General features: G+C 46.2%; 15 protein-coding genes. 11 read left to right on the top strand and 4 right to left on the bottom strand.

Annotated elements, in window-relative coordinates; all coding sequences use genetic code 11:
* Positions 1-200: 200 nt before the first annotated feature.
* The 6 genes from WBG78_RS27095 (at position 201) to WBG78_RS27070 (ending at position 7256) form a co-directional block, all read left to right on the top strand.
* Entirely contained in the window at positions 201-1835 is a 1635-nt protein-coding gene (locus tag WBG78_RS27095) for an ArnT family glycosyltransferase (RefSeq protein ID WP_337329657.1), read from the top strand.
* Between the two features lie 64 nt (positions 1836-1899).
* Positions 1900-2568, top strand: coding sequence for a cytochrome c biogenesis protein CcsA (gene ccsA / locus WBG78_RS27090; protein WP_337329656.1), 669 nt, complete (start codon positions 1900-1902; stop codon positions 2566-2568).
* The gene (locus WBG78_RS27085; RefSeq protein ID WP_337329655.1) at positions 2543-2782 is read left to right on the top strand and encodes a CcmD family protein; all 240 of its coding nucleotides are present in this window, start codon (positions 2543-2545) and stop codon (positions 2780-2782) included. Before ccsA ends, WBG78_RS27085 begins: the two co-directional genes overlap by 26 nt.
* Before the next feature lie 264 nt (positions 2783-3046).
* Positions 3047-5500, top strand: coding sequence for an outer membrane beta-barrel protein (locus WBG78_RS27080; RefSeq protein ID WP_337329654.1), 2454 nt, complete (start codon positions 3047-3049; stop codon positions 5498-5500).
* 77 nt (positions 5501-5577) lie between these two features.
* Positions 5578-6486: an ABC transporter ATP-binding protein gene (locus WBG78_RS27075; RefSeq protein ID WP_337329653.1), complete on the top strand. Its 909-nt coding sequence runs from the start codon at positions 5578-5580 to the stop codon at positions 6484-6486.
* Positions 6483-7256: an ABC transporter permease gene (locus WBG78_RS27070; RefSeq protein ID WP_337329651.1), complete on the top strand. Its 774-nt coding sequence runs from the start codon at positions 6483-6485 to the stop codon at positions 7254-7256. The genes WBG78_RS27075 and WBG78_RS27070 overlap by 4 nt, the downstream gene beginning before the upstream one ends.
* A gap of 28 nt (positions 7257-7284) precedes the next feature.
* On the opposite strand, the gene WBG78_RS27065 is transcribed toward WBG78_RS27070, so the two are convergent.
* Positions 7285-7890: an HD domain-containing protein gene (locus WBG78_RS27065; protein ID WP_337329650.1), complete on the bottom strand. Its 606-nt coding sequence runs from the start codon at positions 7888-7890 to the stop codon at positions 7285-7287.
* Positions 7891-8021: 131 nt separating this feature from the next.
* The gene (locus WBG78_RS27060) at positions 8022-8966 is read right to left on the bottom strand and encodes a glycosyltransferase family 2 protein (protein ID WP_337329649.1); all 945 of its coding nucleotides are present in this window, start codon (positions 8964-8966) and stop codon (positions 8022-8024) included.
* A 628-nt stretch (positions 8967-9594) separates the two neighbouring features.
* Here WBG78_RS27060 and WBG78_RS27055 point away from each other — a divergent pair.
* From WBG78_RS27055 to WBG78_RS27040, 4 genes are all read left to right on the top strand, one after another.
* Positions 9595-11943, top strand: a complete 2349-nt coding sequence (locus WBG78_RS27055; RefSeq protein ID WP_337329648.1) for a TonB-dependent receptor — start codon at positions 9595-9597, stop codon at positions 11941-11943.
* A 26-nt stretch (positions 11944-11969) separates the two neighbouring features.
* On the top strand, positions 11970-13193 hold the full coding sequence (locus WBG78_RS27050) for a hypothetical protein (RefSeq protein WP_337329647.1): 1224 nt from the start codon (positions 11970-11972) through the stop codon (positions 13191-13193).
* Positions 13194-13256: 63 nt separating this feature from the next.
* Entirely contained in the window at positions 13257-14411 is a 1155-nt protein-coding gene (locus WBG78_RS27045; protein ID WP_337329646.1) for a PepSY-associated TM helix domain-containing protein, read from the top strand.
* 9 nt (positions 14412-14420) lie between these two features.
* Positions 14421-14618, top strand: a complete 198-nt coding sequence (locus WBG78_RS27040) for a hypothetical protein (protein ID WP_337329645.1) — start codon at positions 14421-14423, stop codon at positions 14616-14618.
* 36 nt (positions 14619-14654) lie between these two features.
* Here WBG78_RS27040 and WBG78_RS30810 read toward each other — a convergent pair whose 3' ends face one another.
* Entirely contained in the window at positions 14655-14795 is a 141-nt protein-coding gene (locus WBG78_RS30810) for a hypothetical protein (protein WP_443092805.1), read from the bottom strand.
* Complete coding sequence (locus WBG78_RS27035) at positions 14746-14922, bottom strand: hypothetical protein (protein ID WP_337329644.1); 177 nt, start codon at positions 14920-14922, stop codon at positions 14746-14748. Before WBG78_RS27035 ends, WBG78_RS30810 begins: the two co-directional genes overlap by 50 nt.
* Between WBG78_RS27035 and WBG78_RS30805 the strand changes: the two genes are divergently transcribed.
* Positions 14921-15022 (top strand): ATP dependent DNA ligase, encoded by a 102-nt coding sequence (locus WBG78_RS30805; protein ID WP_443092806.1) that lies wholly within the window; start codon positions 14921-14923, stop codon positions 15020-15022. The genes WBG78_RS27035 and WBG78_RS30805 overlap by 2 nt on opposite strands.
* The last annotated feature ends 34 nt before the right edge of the window (positions 15023-15056 follow it).

The raw sequence follows: 15056 nt of genomic DNA, 5'->3' as shown, positions 1-15056 counted from the left end.
CTTTAATCTGATCCTTTTTCAGATTGGCAAACCAATTGAGTGACGTATCACAAACAACCTGAACAAGATGTATGGCGGGTTCGCTTACAGTTACAAAACAGACCATACAGCATACCCGCATTTCGCCAGGAAAGTCAAGTACAACGTTGGTAACAGATTGAGAAAAAATTGAACGTAAAGGAGCTCCAACATCACGAACTTTGAACATCAGGTCTGTTTTAATCGTAGTTAGTGTTCTTTGCCTGCTGATGCTATCAACAGGCAATATGTGGGGCGTGACCGAAACCAGTGAAGCGAGGTATGCAGAAGTGAGTCGTGAAATGTACCGTTCTGGTGACTGGATTCATCCCACGCTGCTCAATGTTCATCATTATCACAAACCACCCCTCACCTACTGGCTAACGGCACTTGCCTATTCAATTTTCGGCATCACCCCCTTTGCCGCACGCTTCTTCCTGGTAATCGCCTTCGTTGTACAGGTCTATCTTGTTTTTGGAATCGGCAAAGTTATTTTCAAGAGTGAGCAGTCGGCATGCTACAGTTCTATAGTGTATGCAACGTTGCCGCTGGTGCTCGTCTCTGTACGGGGATTAACTACTGATGCGTACCTGACAACGTTCGTATTGCTCAGTTTATATGGAGGGGCAAAGTTCATTGCTACAAGACGAAGCATATTCCTGTACCTGATGGCATTTGCTCTTGGAGCTGGGTTTATTACGAAGGGCCCCGCCATCATCGTAGTCCCGTTCTTTGCGATCTTCGGTCTCTGGCGTTTGTCGCGCAAAGAAAATCCGATCCTTCAAGGAAAACTGATCATCAAATTTAAACAGATCATCATAGCGCTTTTGATCTTCTGTGTCGTCGGACTAACATGGTTTGTGGTTCTCGTATCCGAGGATGCGAAGTTTACAGACTACTTTGTCTTTCATCATTTTGTGGACAGGGTAGCGCACGCTGAAGTATTTGCGAGGACGCAACCATGGTACTACTATTTGCCCATCGTCCCACTGGTCACGTTCCCATGGATTATTGTCTTTGCCGGTGGTCTTGTTGTTATGAAAAGAAAGGGCTCATGGTCGCCCATCATTAAATCATTATTAACGTGGACGATAGTGATTCCTCTCATCATTTTTTCAATCGCCAGTTCCAAACTTGTTCTCTATATTCTTCCGCTCGCTATTGGGTTCAGCCTGATCACCGGGCATCTTCTTGCCCAGGATATGCCGCGGAGACTCTTGATAATATTCAATGCATCCGTAATTCTTATTAACCTGTGCTTGATGTCTGTTTCACTTTTCTATCGGAGGTTCATTACTGATAGTTATCTGGTTATATCATCCGCGTTGATTCTCGTGATCAGTCTTTCCCTATTGTTGATAGGAAAATCAAAACAACATACTGTTATCCTGATGAGCAGTATTCTCGCGATGCACCTGATTCTCTTTTCGGCACTGTTCTTCCGGCTAAACAGTAACGAAGTGAATTCGCTCAAAAATGTAACCTCCTATATAAGGGAAGCCAATCTTCAAAACAGAACTATTATTGTATACGACAGATTATTACCATCCGTCGCTTTTGAACTAGACAAGGACATCATCTCTGTTTTTGCAGGTGATCCCTCCTTGAAGCGTGAGACGCAATTCGAGCGTGATGACCAATGGAAAAAAAGCCTGCTGGATGCGACTAACCCAAAGCAATCACAACAATTGCGTTTCCAATTGCAGCAGGAATGTGTAGTGATTGCCAGAGATGGAATGCCTGTCCATCTGGATTCCATCATGACCGGAAAATGGGCAACCAAGAAATTTGGCAAATGGAGGATATATCACAATTAAAGAATACACCCAAACCCCGAAACAAACGGATTTGACCGTTCCAGTTTAATCGGCATATTGACAAATGAAGCAACGTCTCGAATGGTGGAAGGTCCTCGCGATCCTTTTGCTGTATTATACAGTGGTCGCAGGGTTCCTCTTGCCTGTACCACGACTGCCCATTCTGAACGAAAGTATTCGCTTGTTCTATTTTCATTTTCCACTATGGTGCACGATGCTTCTGCTCTTCGTGATCTCATTGTGGTCGTCGATTGGGTTCCTTCGCTCGAACAGGATTGAGCTGGACGACCGGGCGGCGTTATCCGCAACGGTTGGCATATTGTTTGGTTTGCTGGGCCTCGCGACCGGAATGCTTTGGGGTAAAGCTACCTGGGGAACATTCTGGACGAGCGACCCGAAGCTCAACAATACTGCGATCAGCCTTCTCATCTACGCGGCGTACTTTGTTTTGCGTTCCTCACTGCAGGATGAGACACAACGGGGAAGGCTAAGTGCGGTTTATAACATCTTTGCTTTCAGTGTCATGATTCCGTTGATCTTTATTTTGCCGCGAATGACGGACTCCCTTCATCCTGGCAACGGCGGAAATCCCGGGTTCAGCATATTCGATACTTCACACAACATGAAATTCGTCATCTATACAGCCATCATTGCCTTTTGTTTGACGGGATGGTGGATTACAACCTTACTCATAAAAGTCAAAGCACATGAAAGACGTGTTGAAGAAGTTTAGTCTTGTTCTGTTCATAACCATCATTGCGGCCACTATTGCCGTAGCTGAACAATCGGAGGAAGTCGAGATGGCGGATACCCTTCGTCGCGATGGCAAGATTTACACTGTCGTGATCGGACTTGTCACGGTGCTGACAGGGCTGATTAAATTTTTGATCAGAGTAGACCGGAAGGTCAACCACCTTAGAAGTAAAGATCAAGATAAAGTTGTTTAGGGCAAATCCCCGCATCAAGCCTGTCATCCAGATCGTCAATTTTGGGCAACCACTCATTCATTGCTAACCGCAAGAAATAACGAGCGTGGGATCGTGTGTAAATCGAAAAATCGGCCTTGTTCGTCGAGAATTATCTCTATCGGGTCGATTATAAATCTCTGTACAGAATGTCTACATATTCAAACTATTGCTTGCATGCGGAATTCGGCTTAGTGCTATCGAAGACAAGCCAGGAGACTATCGAAAATTGTGATCGAAGTCACTATGAAATACCTGACATTCATAACTGTATTGTTGCTGATCACCATTGGCCACCATGTCAACGGTCAGAATACTGGCCGGAACCTGAAGGGCATTGTTACGGACGCAACCAGTTCTGAACCGCTGCCATTCGCGACTGTTGCCCTTCTACAAAATAAGGATGGTCAACTGACACGCATCGCTGTATCCCAGACAGCGCTGGATGGTACGTTCGGAATTTCAAATGCACCGGCTGATACGATACTACTTCAGGTTTCCTTCGTAGGATACCAGACAGCTGAGCAACATGTGGACCTTCGTACAGCAGATGGTTCAGTTAGAGTAGTCATGACACCTGACTCCAAATTACTCAAAGAAGTGGAGGTCGTTGGCGAGAAGCCACCAATAGAGATAGCTCCCGACAAGCGAATCTTCAATGTTGACAAGAACCTTACCTCACAGGGAGGAACGGCTGAGATGGTCCTGAAAAATGTTCCTTCGGTAACAATAGATGAATCGGGTGCTGCCACGATGCGTAATCTCACAGCGACAATCTACGTGAATGGAAAACCAACCCAATTAACGCTCGCCCAAATTCCTGCGAACCAGATTGAGTCTGTTGAAGTGATTTCCAACCCCTCTGCCCGTTATGATGCAAGTACCTCAGGTGGGATCATTAACCTGGTGCTGAAGCGAAACAAAGAACAAGGATACAACGGCATGCTTATAATCGGTGTAGGCACCAACTCGCGATACGACGGCACATTAAATCTCGACTATCAAAAAGGCAAATGGAACATCTCCGGTTTGTACAGTTTCAACTCCACAAAAAATCCACTCCCTTCCTCCTCTTATCGTATCAGCAAGAATCCGAACGGAGAACCAATCGCGTATTTCGACCAGAACACTTCGCTTAAACAAGACAATACCTTCCAAAGCGGAAGAATTTCCGCAGACTACAAATTCAATGACAGGAATACACTAACGATAGCAGGTTCGCTCGCAGGAGGAGTCTTTAACACATCCACCGAACAAAACTACGCATACAGGAACACCGACGACGCGATAATCAGTTATGGCAACCGCACGACAACGCCACACAACGACTACATCAACACAGGAATAGAGCTGGACTGGAAACATCAGTTTTCACAGAAAGGACGAGAACTATCGTTCATGTCATCGTTCACGCACAACCGTGTTTCCAATGCGGGCGACTGGTATACGACTGCCTACGACATTGTTGAGGGAACCAGCGTGCCTCAGGAAGGATATCCGGTTACCAACCAGATCGACGGAAGCATTACCGGCAATCAAATTCTCGCGCAACTGGATTATGTTCATCCATTAAACGAATCCTCCAAGCTGGAATTCGGCGCCAGAAGCTTTACGTATCTGCGCGATCAACAGTACCTATTCAGTGAAGTAACCGGTGAAAGCATAAGGCTGCTGGAGGACTATTCACAGAATGCACAAATCAATGAGACCGTCAACGCGGTCTACGGCTTGTACTCGCACCAGATCAACAAAAAAATGAACTGGCAAGGTGGACTTCGTCTTGAGCAATCATTTTTGCACGGCAAGTCAAGGTTTGATGGTAGTACGTTCGGCTACAACTATCCATCGAAAACGGGTCAGAATATTTTTCAATCTATCTTCCCCTCACTTTCCTTTAACAACAAGATCAACGAAAGCTCCGAGTGGAATGTCAGTCTGTCGCGAAAGGTTGGACGACCGAGCTTCAGACACATGTTTGTCGGCATTCAGGCAAACGATAAACAAAACATAACCATTGGCAATCCGGCAGTGCGTCCTGAATTTGTTAATACGGCAGAGGCGAGTTACAACAAGACCTGGGACAAGACGTCCGGATCGAGTCTGCAATGGCTTGTAACCGGTTACTACATTTATGAAGATCACACCATAAAACCAGTTACACAGCCAGACCCGGAAGATTCCACCATACTGGTTACAACATTTCAGAATGTCAAGGCAGACATCCAATATGGAGTTGACAATACACTAACCTACTCCATAGGCAATCTTTCATTGCTCGGTAACCTTAACATCTTTGAAGTAATACTTCAGTCCACGGAAGTGACGACACGAATGCTGCGCTACAATGCGAAAATGAATCTGACTTACAAATTTCCCTGGGGTATATCCGCTCAACTCAGCGGCCAATACAGAAGCAAAAGCGCACAACTCCAGGGTTACCAGAAGGCAATCGCCGGCGCTGATTTTGCGTTGCGAAAAGGATTCTGGCAGAACCGTGGTGCAGTCACGTTCATTATAAATGACATTTTTAATTCACGCGTGCAGTACACCGTTTATGACCAGCCACTGACTTACCAAAATACCATGAATCGCCGCGACATCCGGTATTATAAGATTTCGCTGCAACTCCCTCTGAGTAAAAACACCCGAAAGATGAAAGAGAAAAAAGCGATGGGTCCTGACATCGATTTTTCGAATTGACAAGGAGTTGGAGCGGAACCTGGTTAATAATTCTGCATGTCGCAGTAACATTGTCCAGCGGAACTCGTCGTGACTCTATGACCCAACCTATCATTCATACGCAAGGCCTTACGTTCGGATTTGACAAGGGCCACCGAATTGTAGACAATGTGAGTCTGCAAGTAAACAAAGGAAGTATTTATTGTTTCCTTGGTCCCAACGGAGCAGGAAAAACCACTACCCTAAGATTGCTGCTTGGCTTGCTTTCCAGTAATCAGGACATTCAATTATTTGGCAAAGACCTAACCACCCACCGCCTTGAGATTCTGAGCAGAACAGGGACGCTCATAGAGCAACCTTCCCTATATGGGCATCTGACAGGATACATGAACCTCGAGATCCATCGACTTGCATACGGCGTTGCCAAAAGTCGAATCGAGGCGGTGCTGGAGATTTGCGGAATTTCATATGCTGCCCGCCAAAAGGTCGGGTCCTATTCCATGGGTATGCGACAACGACTTGGAATCTGCATCGCCCTTCTTCATGATCCTGAGCTGCTCATTCTCGATGAACCCACCAACGGACTTGATCCCGAAGGGATGATCGAAGTAAGGAACTTAATCATCTCGCTGAACCGTGACTTTAAAAAAACACTTCTGATCTCCAGCCACCTTCTTAGCGAAATGGAAAGAATAGCTACAGACGTTGGAATTATTCGCAGCGGTCGACTATTGTATCAAGGGCCGAAGTCAGAGCTCTACTCCGTAGTTGAGCCTACTGGACTATTTCGAATCGAATCGCCCCGGACCGATGACGCCAGGGCCCTGCTATGTTCTGATTATGACGCGCAAAAGGTGGATGATTCAGTCTTAATGATCAGCAACATCAACAGAGATTCCGCGCCCAGAATCATCGAACTGTTGGTTCAAAACAAAATTCCACTTCTCGGAGCAGGATTCGAGTCTCAAAATCTGGAATCAATTTATCTTAAACTGATCAGCAAATGACGAGTACATTTCTTAACAGCACTTCCGCTGAACTTATCAAGACAAGAAACACGCCGGCATTCTGGCTTACTATCGCCGGTGCTGCACTAATACCTTTCATTAACGCTCTCAAATCCCTTCTCCGGGCTGACTATTTCCGACCAAGGATGGCCGAGGATCCCTGGGGAACATTCATTGAATACAATTGGCAGATAGCTGCCGGATTCATGTTAACAATGTATGTTATTCTGTTAGCTACATTGATTATTCAAATTGAGTTCGGCAACAATGCCTGGAAACAAGTATATGCAACCCCGAGAACGTATGCCGAAATCTACTTCTCCAAATTCCTGATACTAATTGCACTCGTCTTGTTGTGCTTCCTGCTTTTTAACGTGTTCATTGTCGCATTTGGGTGGTTCACGTCTGCTATCGATCCCTCCTATCAATTTGCAAAACTGCCGGTACCATGGTATTATATGCTTACGACATCTTACAAAATGATAGTTTCAATCTTAGGCATAGTAAGTATCCAATTCTGTCTTTCATTGATGTTTAACAACTTCGCGATTCCAATTGGCATTGGGCTGGTACTGTTTACTTCGGGATTTATGATACGACAGTGGGAACTGATTTATCTATACCCGTACATCCACCCTTTTCTCGTCTACTTTAAAAATCCCGGGCTACCTGCCAGTACCGCGACCAACGTGATATGGGCGTCGTGGGCGTGGACGGCAATTGCTGTTTTTGGAGGCTACCTCACGGTAGCATTGAGACGCAGCAGGTAGTTTACTTCGTGGACATGGGCACAATGTCTCAGACGGTCCTTACCAGATTAAGTTCAAGTAATCTAAGGTTCTGATCTTTTTGAATACCCCATAACTTACGTGCCTGAGGAGTATAGTAATCATGAGACTTAAAGAAAGAAATATTCTGTTCAAGCCATTCTTTGTCTGTCTTTGAAATACCATCAGAATATTCCAACTCATGACGAAGCCGGAATTCCCAGCGTTTATACTCCGGCGAGCCCAGATGACTCAGATCTGCGTCGCACAGAATTTCGGCCAAATAATGAGCAGGGGTGAAATTCACTCTCGTACTTAGGATCAAATCGACAACCAATGCGATGAACTGCTTCTCGCAATTAAATGACTCAAGAAAGCCAGAAACAATTTTTACACTCTCAAACTCATGACCGGGTCCTACAACCGTATATCCTGTATCGTGAAACCAGGCCGCGACGATAAGGGCCGCATAGTCAACCGGCGCGTATGTCTCATGCTCCACTAAAATGCGACACGATTTTACAACCAATTGCGTGTGTTCTATATTATGAAAGTAGCGATTCTGACCAATGCGCGAGGCAATTAGTTGTTTCGAAAATAGTTCCGCCTCATGCTGCAGGTATGTATAAGGTTGCATCGTGTGGGTTTGCTCCGAATGTAGTATTGCACGTACAACGGGCTCAGCCAATTTCGCATTGGATTCTGTAGAATTTCTGTGGATCACTCCGGATGCCGATGTGATTATCGGTGAGGGCAAAATAAATGCGATTATATTTCATTTGATCCAAAAGCGACGATCTCTTTCACATTGTAAGTGCGTTTATGCTGAGATTCATAATACACCCGAACAATCAACTCAGCAATAACGCCAAAAGTCAGAAACTGAAGGCCAGCCAGTACAAGCGTAATTCCTAAAATCAATATCGGTCGCCCCCAGATATCAAAACCCATGATCTTCTTCACCAGCAAGTAGAGATTGATTGCCATTCCCAGGAAAAGTGACAGTATTCCGATCGGTCCAAAGAAATGAATCGGTCTGCGGAAGTATGCTTTGAAGAAGTACATCAGAACCAGGTCGCTCAGAACTTTAAAGGTTCGGCCCAAACCGTACTTTGATTCTCCAAATTTGCGCGCATGGTGTTTAACATCAACCTCCGTGATCCTGCTGCCTTCAAGTGAAGCCAACACAGGAATGAATCGATGAAGCTCACCGTAAAGACCAAGACTTTTGGCAATCTCAGACTTGAATACTTTCAGTGTGCAGCCAAAGTCACTTATGGCGACACCCGTGAGGCGGCGTATGATAGTATTAGCAATCCGGCTTGGAAACTTTCTGAGCAGCAAACGGTCTTTCCTGTGCTTCCTGTTTCCTGCCACAACATCCCAATCCCCGCTCCTGAGTTTATGCAGCATTGAGGGAATATCAGTTGGATCGTTCTGCAAATCACCATCCATGGTAACGATATAAGATCCGCGTGAATTTTCGATACCCGCGGACATCGCTGCCGTTTGGCCATGATTGCCTCTTAAAACAATAAGCGTTACGTTGGCAGAAGCGTATTGTTTTATTCGCGCGACCGTTGCGTCAGTCGATCCGTCGTCGATCAACAGGATTTCGTGCTCTATTCCGTTGAGCGCACTACTTATCTGTTTAAGCAATGGCTTGACATTGTCCTGCTCGTTAAATAAAGTAACGACTACAGAGAGCTCCATAATAATGGTTTTTTACAATGTCATTTTCGGCAAGGGTTAAGCTTTGATGCTATTATGCATCCTTCCCCATCACAATTCGTTCCTCCGTATGAAAACAGAACCCCGCCTTTTGATTGCTTAATAACCCGTTCTCTGTAACGTAGGTGAAAATTCTGTATACATTCTGGATCGATGGCAGAACCTGCGCATGGAAATGTGCTTATCTTTGGAATGCGCAGTATGAAGAAATTAATCTCTGCCCTTTTCGTTGTTGTCATTCTTTCTGCAGTTATGGCGCAAGACAATGACGTCTATCCGTATTATAAGAATGAGAGTTTTTGGGCGTGGTGAAATAATTCACTTCAAAATGACCTACGGCTTTTTTACGATCGGAAAAGGAGCAGTTCAAATACAGCCCGACTATTTACATTCAACAATCGGTCATGTTTTAAAGTAGACATTACCGGCAAAACCGTGGGTATGGTAGACTGGGTTGTAACGTTAATCTCTCCCCTGGTATAGTTACATCACACTACCCGTTGCAGGGTAGATGATACCCAACGAAGGGTAATTTTCAAAAACTCTATTCATAACGATTCTAAACTACTGCTCCGACACTTAGCTTTGGCGCTTCAAATCAGTTCGATCATTGAAGCGAAGTTACTTATCTGTTCTCTTTATTCTGTCGCTGGCGCTCACACAATTCTGTTGGGCTCAACCAGGTTCTATTTCAGGAAGTGTTGTTGATGACAATGGTCCTGTTCCATACGTGAGTGTTTTCATAAAGAGCGCTAACAAGGGAATGATCACGGATGAAAAAGGATTATTCGCTTTTCATGATATGCCGGATGGCACGTATGAACTGACCTTCTCCGGAGTCGGCTACGAGACGCAAGTACTTACTATTCAGGTGCCAGGCAATTCACTGAAAGTGCACTTGATGATCTCTCAACAACAGTTGTCTGAAGTAACCGTAGAGGGGAAATCAGATACGCGATTGGTCATGGAGAGTCCGATTAAATCCGCTGTGATCAACGCCCAGGTTTTCGCGCGGACACCATCCACCATGATCGAGTTAATGAACAGATCGGCAGGTGTGCGGGTTCGTCAAACCGGCGGGCTCGGCTCCAACGCGGGCATTATTGTAAATGGTTTTCAGGATCGCGCCATACGATACTTTAAAGATGGCGTACCCATGGACTACCTCGGCGCTGGTTATAATTTTTCACTGGTGCCGGTTAATCAGCTTGAGCGCATGGAAGTGTACAAAGGCGTGCTTCCCGTAACGCTCGGGGCAGACGCACTTGGCGGAGGGATCAATATGGTATCGAGAAAAGTGGTGGGCAATGCGATTGAAGCTTCGTACGAGATTGCCTCCTTTAACACACATCGCGCTAACCTCAACGTGCAACGAGCAGATACTGCTCATCATTTTTTTGCCGGTGTTGAGGGTTTCGTCAATTACTCTGACAACGACTACTACGTCACACCTGAACTGATACAGGAACGGGTGAAGCTGTTTCACAACAGGTTTAAACACTACTATGGAGAGGTATACGGTGGTGTGGCGAACACGCGATGGGCCGATGAACTTCGGATTGGTGTTGCCGGGTATTGGATCGATCGGCAAAACCAATACGGAGCTCGCATGACGCAGCCATTTGGTCAATATGCGAGCAAGCAGTATTCTGTTATTCCGACCCTGCGTTATAAAAAAACTTTGTTTGATGGACGCCTTACGCTCGACCAATTTCTGGAAGCCAATACCATCACAACATCGCAGGTGGATACTGCGCACGGTTCTTACGATTGGTACGGTGATTATCATCCGTCGTCGTCCTATATCGGTGAGGCATCTTTGCGAGGTTCTCTCTCCGAGATAGATTTCAGCTACCTCACATCGCGCACCTATGCGTCGTTTGAGTTGACCCCCACACAAAAACTCGAGATCAACTTCGTTTACGCGGCGAACAAACGTGTTGGAAAAGATCCATTAGGCCTTACGTTCGTAGGTTCCGGTCGTGACATCCTTTCTGTACCGGCGTACTATGACAAATCAGTCTCTTCTGCAGGTCTTGAGTCGCGATTCCTCGACAGCAAGATCACCAACAACCTTATTGTAAAGTACTTTGGGTTTACCATCAATGCGACCGATGGCGACTGGCAGGGCGCCGAACAGGAACGCGCAACCATGGAATCACGGTGGGGAGTTGCAGATGCTCTGAAGTATTCTATAAGCACAAGAAGTTTCGTGAGGGCTTCGGCTGAGTTTGCCACGCGATTGCCTGAGCAGGACGAGCTCTTCGGCGACGGCAACCTGCACGTTTCCAACTTTGCACTGCTACCTGAAACGAGCTTTAATGTCAATGCCGGCATCTATACGTCCACAAAGAATGAGAAGCTGACCGTGGAGATGAATGCGTTTTACAGGAAAACGCATGACCTCATCCTGAATGTCCCGTACAATTTTCTGTTCAATCAGAACCAGAACATCAGCAACGTGAGGGGTATCGGTTTTGAGATGGACGCCAATTACACCGTTCTGCCGTGGCTTAAGGCAAACGGAAACTTTACTTATCAGGACTTCCGGTTGTTCGACACCGGCAATGATCTGAAGGAAGACTCACGGCTACAGAATACTCCATATTTCTTTTCCAACCTGGGATTGCGCGCATCGACCAATCATTTTCTGACGGGCAAAGACCGCATCGAAGGATACTGGTTCTTCTCATTTGTGCGCGAATACTACCTCTCCAGCATACCCAAGGACTTCGAACCTGACTCTTTCCTGGGGCTATGGGGACATGCCAAAGTAGATGCTCCCAATATCGTTCCCGATCAGTCTGTGCACACAGCAGGTTTTACATACTTCCCTTTTGATTTGCACTTCTCGGTTGGCATGCAGGTCAAAAACATTTTCGATGCCCGCGTGTATGACAACTTCCGCATCCAGAACCCCGGCCGCAGCTTTCACCTGAAACTCACATATAATCTATAACTAAAGCAATCTGATAATTACTTACTATGAACAAACTCTTTTCAATATTGCGATATGCGTTGTTTGCTTCGGCACTCGTACTGGCCTCGTGCAGTGATGACGATGAAGGCGGCTCTGGCGCCGAAGGCGAAACGAAATACGTATTCCTGAATGCCGCAGAAAAATGGGATGAGGGCTACTTCACGACGTTCGATGATTTTCCTTCAGGTATTGTTCCGCCGCTGGAAAGCTCTTCACTGCAGGTAAACTCTTCGTTTGGTTTTCGCACCTATAAGAACTGGATATTCACCCGAACCAATGCAGCCGGCGATGAAGGGCTACAGAAGTTTACTGTAAATGCAGACGGAACGTTGAAAGCAGAAGGATTTATAATCGACGCTGCCCAGTTCCTGGTTGTTAATGAAACAACGGGATTTTACTCCGACGAAAAGCGCGGTGCAATGAAGATCCAAACGTTCGATCCGTCAACCATGTCACGGACCGGTGAGATCGATCTCTCGGAACTGCGTGATGAAACCATATCCGAGTATCAGGTCGTTGGCAAGCATACCCTCGCCGCTAAGGAGGGAAAATTGTATGCAGGCATCAATTACACTCCGCTGAATACAGCCGGATACGGCGGCGATCTCATTGATCATGTCGAGTTTGCCGTGATCGATATAGCAACAAAGAAACTTGACAAGGTGATTAAGTACGATGACGGTGTTATCAATAGCATTGGTTGGGGATCATCCGGAAACAAGATGTGGTCGGTTGGCGATGATGGCGCCCTGTACTTTTACAGCACTGGATTAACCAACGGATTCTCCAAGAGCAAAGTGATCAGGATCAAGGCTGGAGCAACAACATTTGATGAGGCCTGGACGGTTGATGCGGCTAACATTGGGCTCAAAAAAAATACTTCCATTGCCATGGCGCTGGTGAAAAAAGGAAAGATGTATCTCGAACTGGCGTCAGAAGATCTCGATCCGGCTTTCGCTAACCTCCAGTCTTTCATTTTCGATTACTACGTAGTTGATCTCGCCAGCGGTACTGCAACCAGGATCAGCGGCATGCCTAAACATCACTACGCCTACGCAAATGAACAAGCGATTACAGAGATAGACGGCGACGTGTATTTCTGGGTGAGAAATATTGACGAAGGAATCGACGGTTATTACAAGCTGGGTTCGGATGGAGTCAGTGCTACTCAGTCGTTCAATGTCGATCACGACGGGTTTACCTGGGGCTTCGCGAAAGTAGCTCCTTAAGCAGCAATAACAGATGATACCCGGATGTAAATGTCCGGGTATCAATGCCTAATATGAAAATTTATGGATGTTTCTAAAAAGACCGTTCGTGCGTGGTTTGAAGTCCACAAGTGGACCAGCCTGATATGCACCCTTTTTTTACTGATGCTATGCATTACCGGGTTGCCTCTTATTTTTTACGAAGAGATCAATCACCTGGCGGGAAATGAGGCTGAGGCACCGGAAATGCCTTTGGGAACACCCAGGATGAAAATCGACGATCTGCTCGTCAGCGCCAGGAAGACGTATCCTGACAATGTGATCCGTTACGTATACTGGGAGGAAGATCATCCTAACATAGTAACGGTGAGCATGGCAGATTCTATTGATGCCCCTCCTACCGTAGCTAACCTCGTTGCTATCGACGAACGAACTGGTGCCGTTTTAAAGCAGCCAAAATTTGACGAAGGATTTATGTACGCCGTGTATAAACTCCATGTCGACATGTTCGCAGGCATTATTGGAAAGTTGTTTCTGGGTTTGATGGGTTTACTTTTTGTAGTCGCCATTATATCGGGCATCATGCTTTATAGTCCGATCATGCGAAAATTCAATTTCGGCATGGTGCGAACAGAAAAGTCATCACGACTGAAATGGCTCGACATGCACAACATGCTGGGAGTTGTTACGCTGGCATGGGCGTTAGTCGTTGGGTTTACGGGCGTAATCAACACAACGTCAGAAATCGTTTTGGGACTCTGGCAGGTAGGGCAGCTTTCTGAGATGGTGGCGCCGTACAAGGATGCAGCACCACTAGAGGGCGACTTAAGTCCACTGGAAGACGCTATTGAGGTCACGCAGGCGAAGGAACCCGAAATGCACGTTTCGATAGTTGCTTACCCGGGCACTATGTTTACAAGTAAGCATCACTATGCTGTTTTCGTCCGAGGCAACACACCGATGACGTCACGATTAATCAAACCCGCGCTTATCGACGCCAAGAGTGGTGCACTCACCGACATGCGTACCATGCCATGGTTTGTAAACGCATTATTCCTGTCTCAACCGCTCCACTTCGGGGATTATGGTGGTATGCCGTTGAAGGTGCTCTGGACATTGTTTGACATCGTAACCATCATTGTCCTTATTAGCGGACTTTATCTGTGGTTTGCAAGAAGGAAAGCGCAGCTTGCGCGCATTGAAGAACTTGAGGAAAGAGAAATCGCTGTACCTGCCTGATAACTCAATATGCAAAACAACTTTATTCGTGTTTGGAAATACCCAGTGTTACTTGCTGCGCTGACGGTCTTTGGATTGCTTGCTGCTCTCGCAGGTACCGGTATCTGGCACCTGCTTTCCTGGCTGGCGCTCGCCGTGCCTGTTGCATCATGTATTCGCTTTGGTTTTTTCCCGGGAAGGGGAATTGGAGTTAAAAAAACAACCTAGTCAATTTAATGCAGAGTACTCTCTGGTAAATGATCCTTAAGACTCAGGAAACAATTTAGCCGCACCATCATCCAGAAACCATTCCAACGTGCCCCCTACGGGCTGAGCAAGCCGCGTAGGATGAGACTCAAACATTTGGTTCGCCCTGCGGATAGTGACTGCCAAGGTTCGCTTCATGAGTAGTGTTAAAAATGTATACCGGGATGCTGTCGGACGTTACGCTCTTCAGCTTTACATCGGCTAGAGGCACCGGCGAGGTACCCACCAACATTGCTTGCTTACCCATCAAACGGAAAAGGGACATGTTCTGCCTGGAGCCGAAGCTTGTGTGTAATGTTACCTATTGCCAGATAACGTCGGACGGAATTGTAAGGCATCCGGTACTCCAGGGACTTCGGATATAAAGAGGGTCGGAGGTTTCTTATAAAATATTCAAAT

The organism is Chryseolinea sp. T2, assembly GCF_037203685.1.
GTDB lineage: Bacteria > Bacteroidota > Bacteroidia > Cytophagales > Cyclobacteriaceae > Chryseolinea.
This window is presented reverse-complemented; position numbering and strand designations above follow the sequence as displayed.

Bases quoted from the DNA above. Each gene is read 5' to 3' on its own strand.
- ccsA (WP_337329656.1), top strand. From the start codon at position 1,900: ATGAAGCAACGTCTCGAATGGTGGAAGGTCCTCGCGATCCTTTTGCTG.
- WBG78_RS27085 (WP_337329655.1), top strand. From the start codon at position 2,543: ATGAAAGACGTGTTGAAGAAGTTTAGTCTTGTTCTGTTCATAACCATC.
- WBG78_RS27080 (WP_337329654.1), top strand. From the start codon at position 3,047: ATGAAATACCTGACATTCATAACTGTATTGTTGCTGATCACCATTGGC.
- WBG78_RS27075 (WP_337329653.1), top strand. From the start codon at position 5,578: ATGACCCAACCTATCATTCATACGCAAGGCCTTACGTTCGGATTTGAC.
- WBG78_RS27070 (WP_337329651.1), top strand. From the start codon at position 6,483: ATGACGAGTACATTTCTTAACAGCACTTCCGCTGAACTTATCAAGACA.
- WBG78_RS27065 (WP_337329650.1), bottom strand. From the start codon at position 7,890: ATGCAACCTTATACATACCTGCAGCATGAGGCGGAACTATTTTCGAAA.
- WBG78_RS27060 (WP_337329649.1), bottom strand. From the start codon at position 8,966: ATGGAGCTCTCTGTAGTCGTTACTTTATTTAACGAGCAGGACAATGTC.
- WBG78_RS27050 (WP_337329647.1), top strand. From the start codon at position 11,970: ATGAACAAACTCTTTTCAATATTGCGATATGCGTTGTTTGCTTCGGCA.
- WBG78_RS27045 (WP_337329646.1), top strand. From the start codon at position 13,257: ATGGATGTTTCTAAAAAGACCGTTCGTGCGTGGTTTGAAGTCCACAAG.
- WBG78_RS27040 (WP_337329645.1), top strand. From the start codon at position 14,421: ATGCAAAACAACTTTATTCGTGTTTGGAAATACCCAGTGTTACTTGCT.
- WBG78_RS30810 (WP_443092805.1), bottom strand. From the start codon at position 14,795: ATGAAGCGAACCTTGGCAGTCACTATCCGCAGGGCGAACCAAATGTTT.
- WBG78_RS30805 (WP_443092806.1), top strand. From the start codon at position 14,921: ATGTTCTGCCTGGAGCCGAAGCTTGTGTGTAATGTTACCTATTGCCAG.
- WBG78_RS27035 (WP_337329644.1), bottom strand. From the start codon at position 14,922: ATGTCCCTTTTCCGTTTGATGGGTAAGCAAGCAATGTTGGTGGGTACC.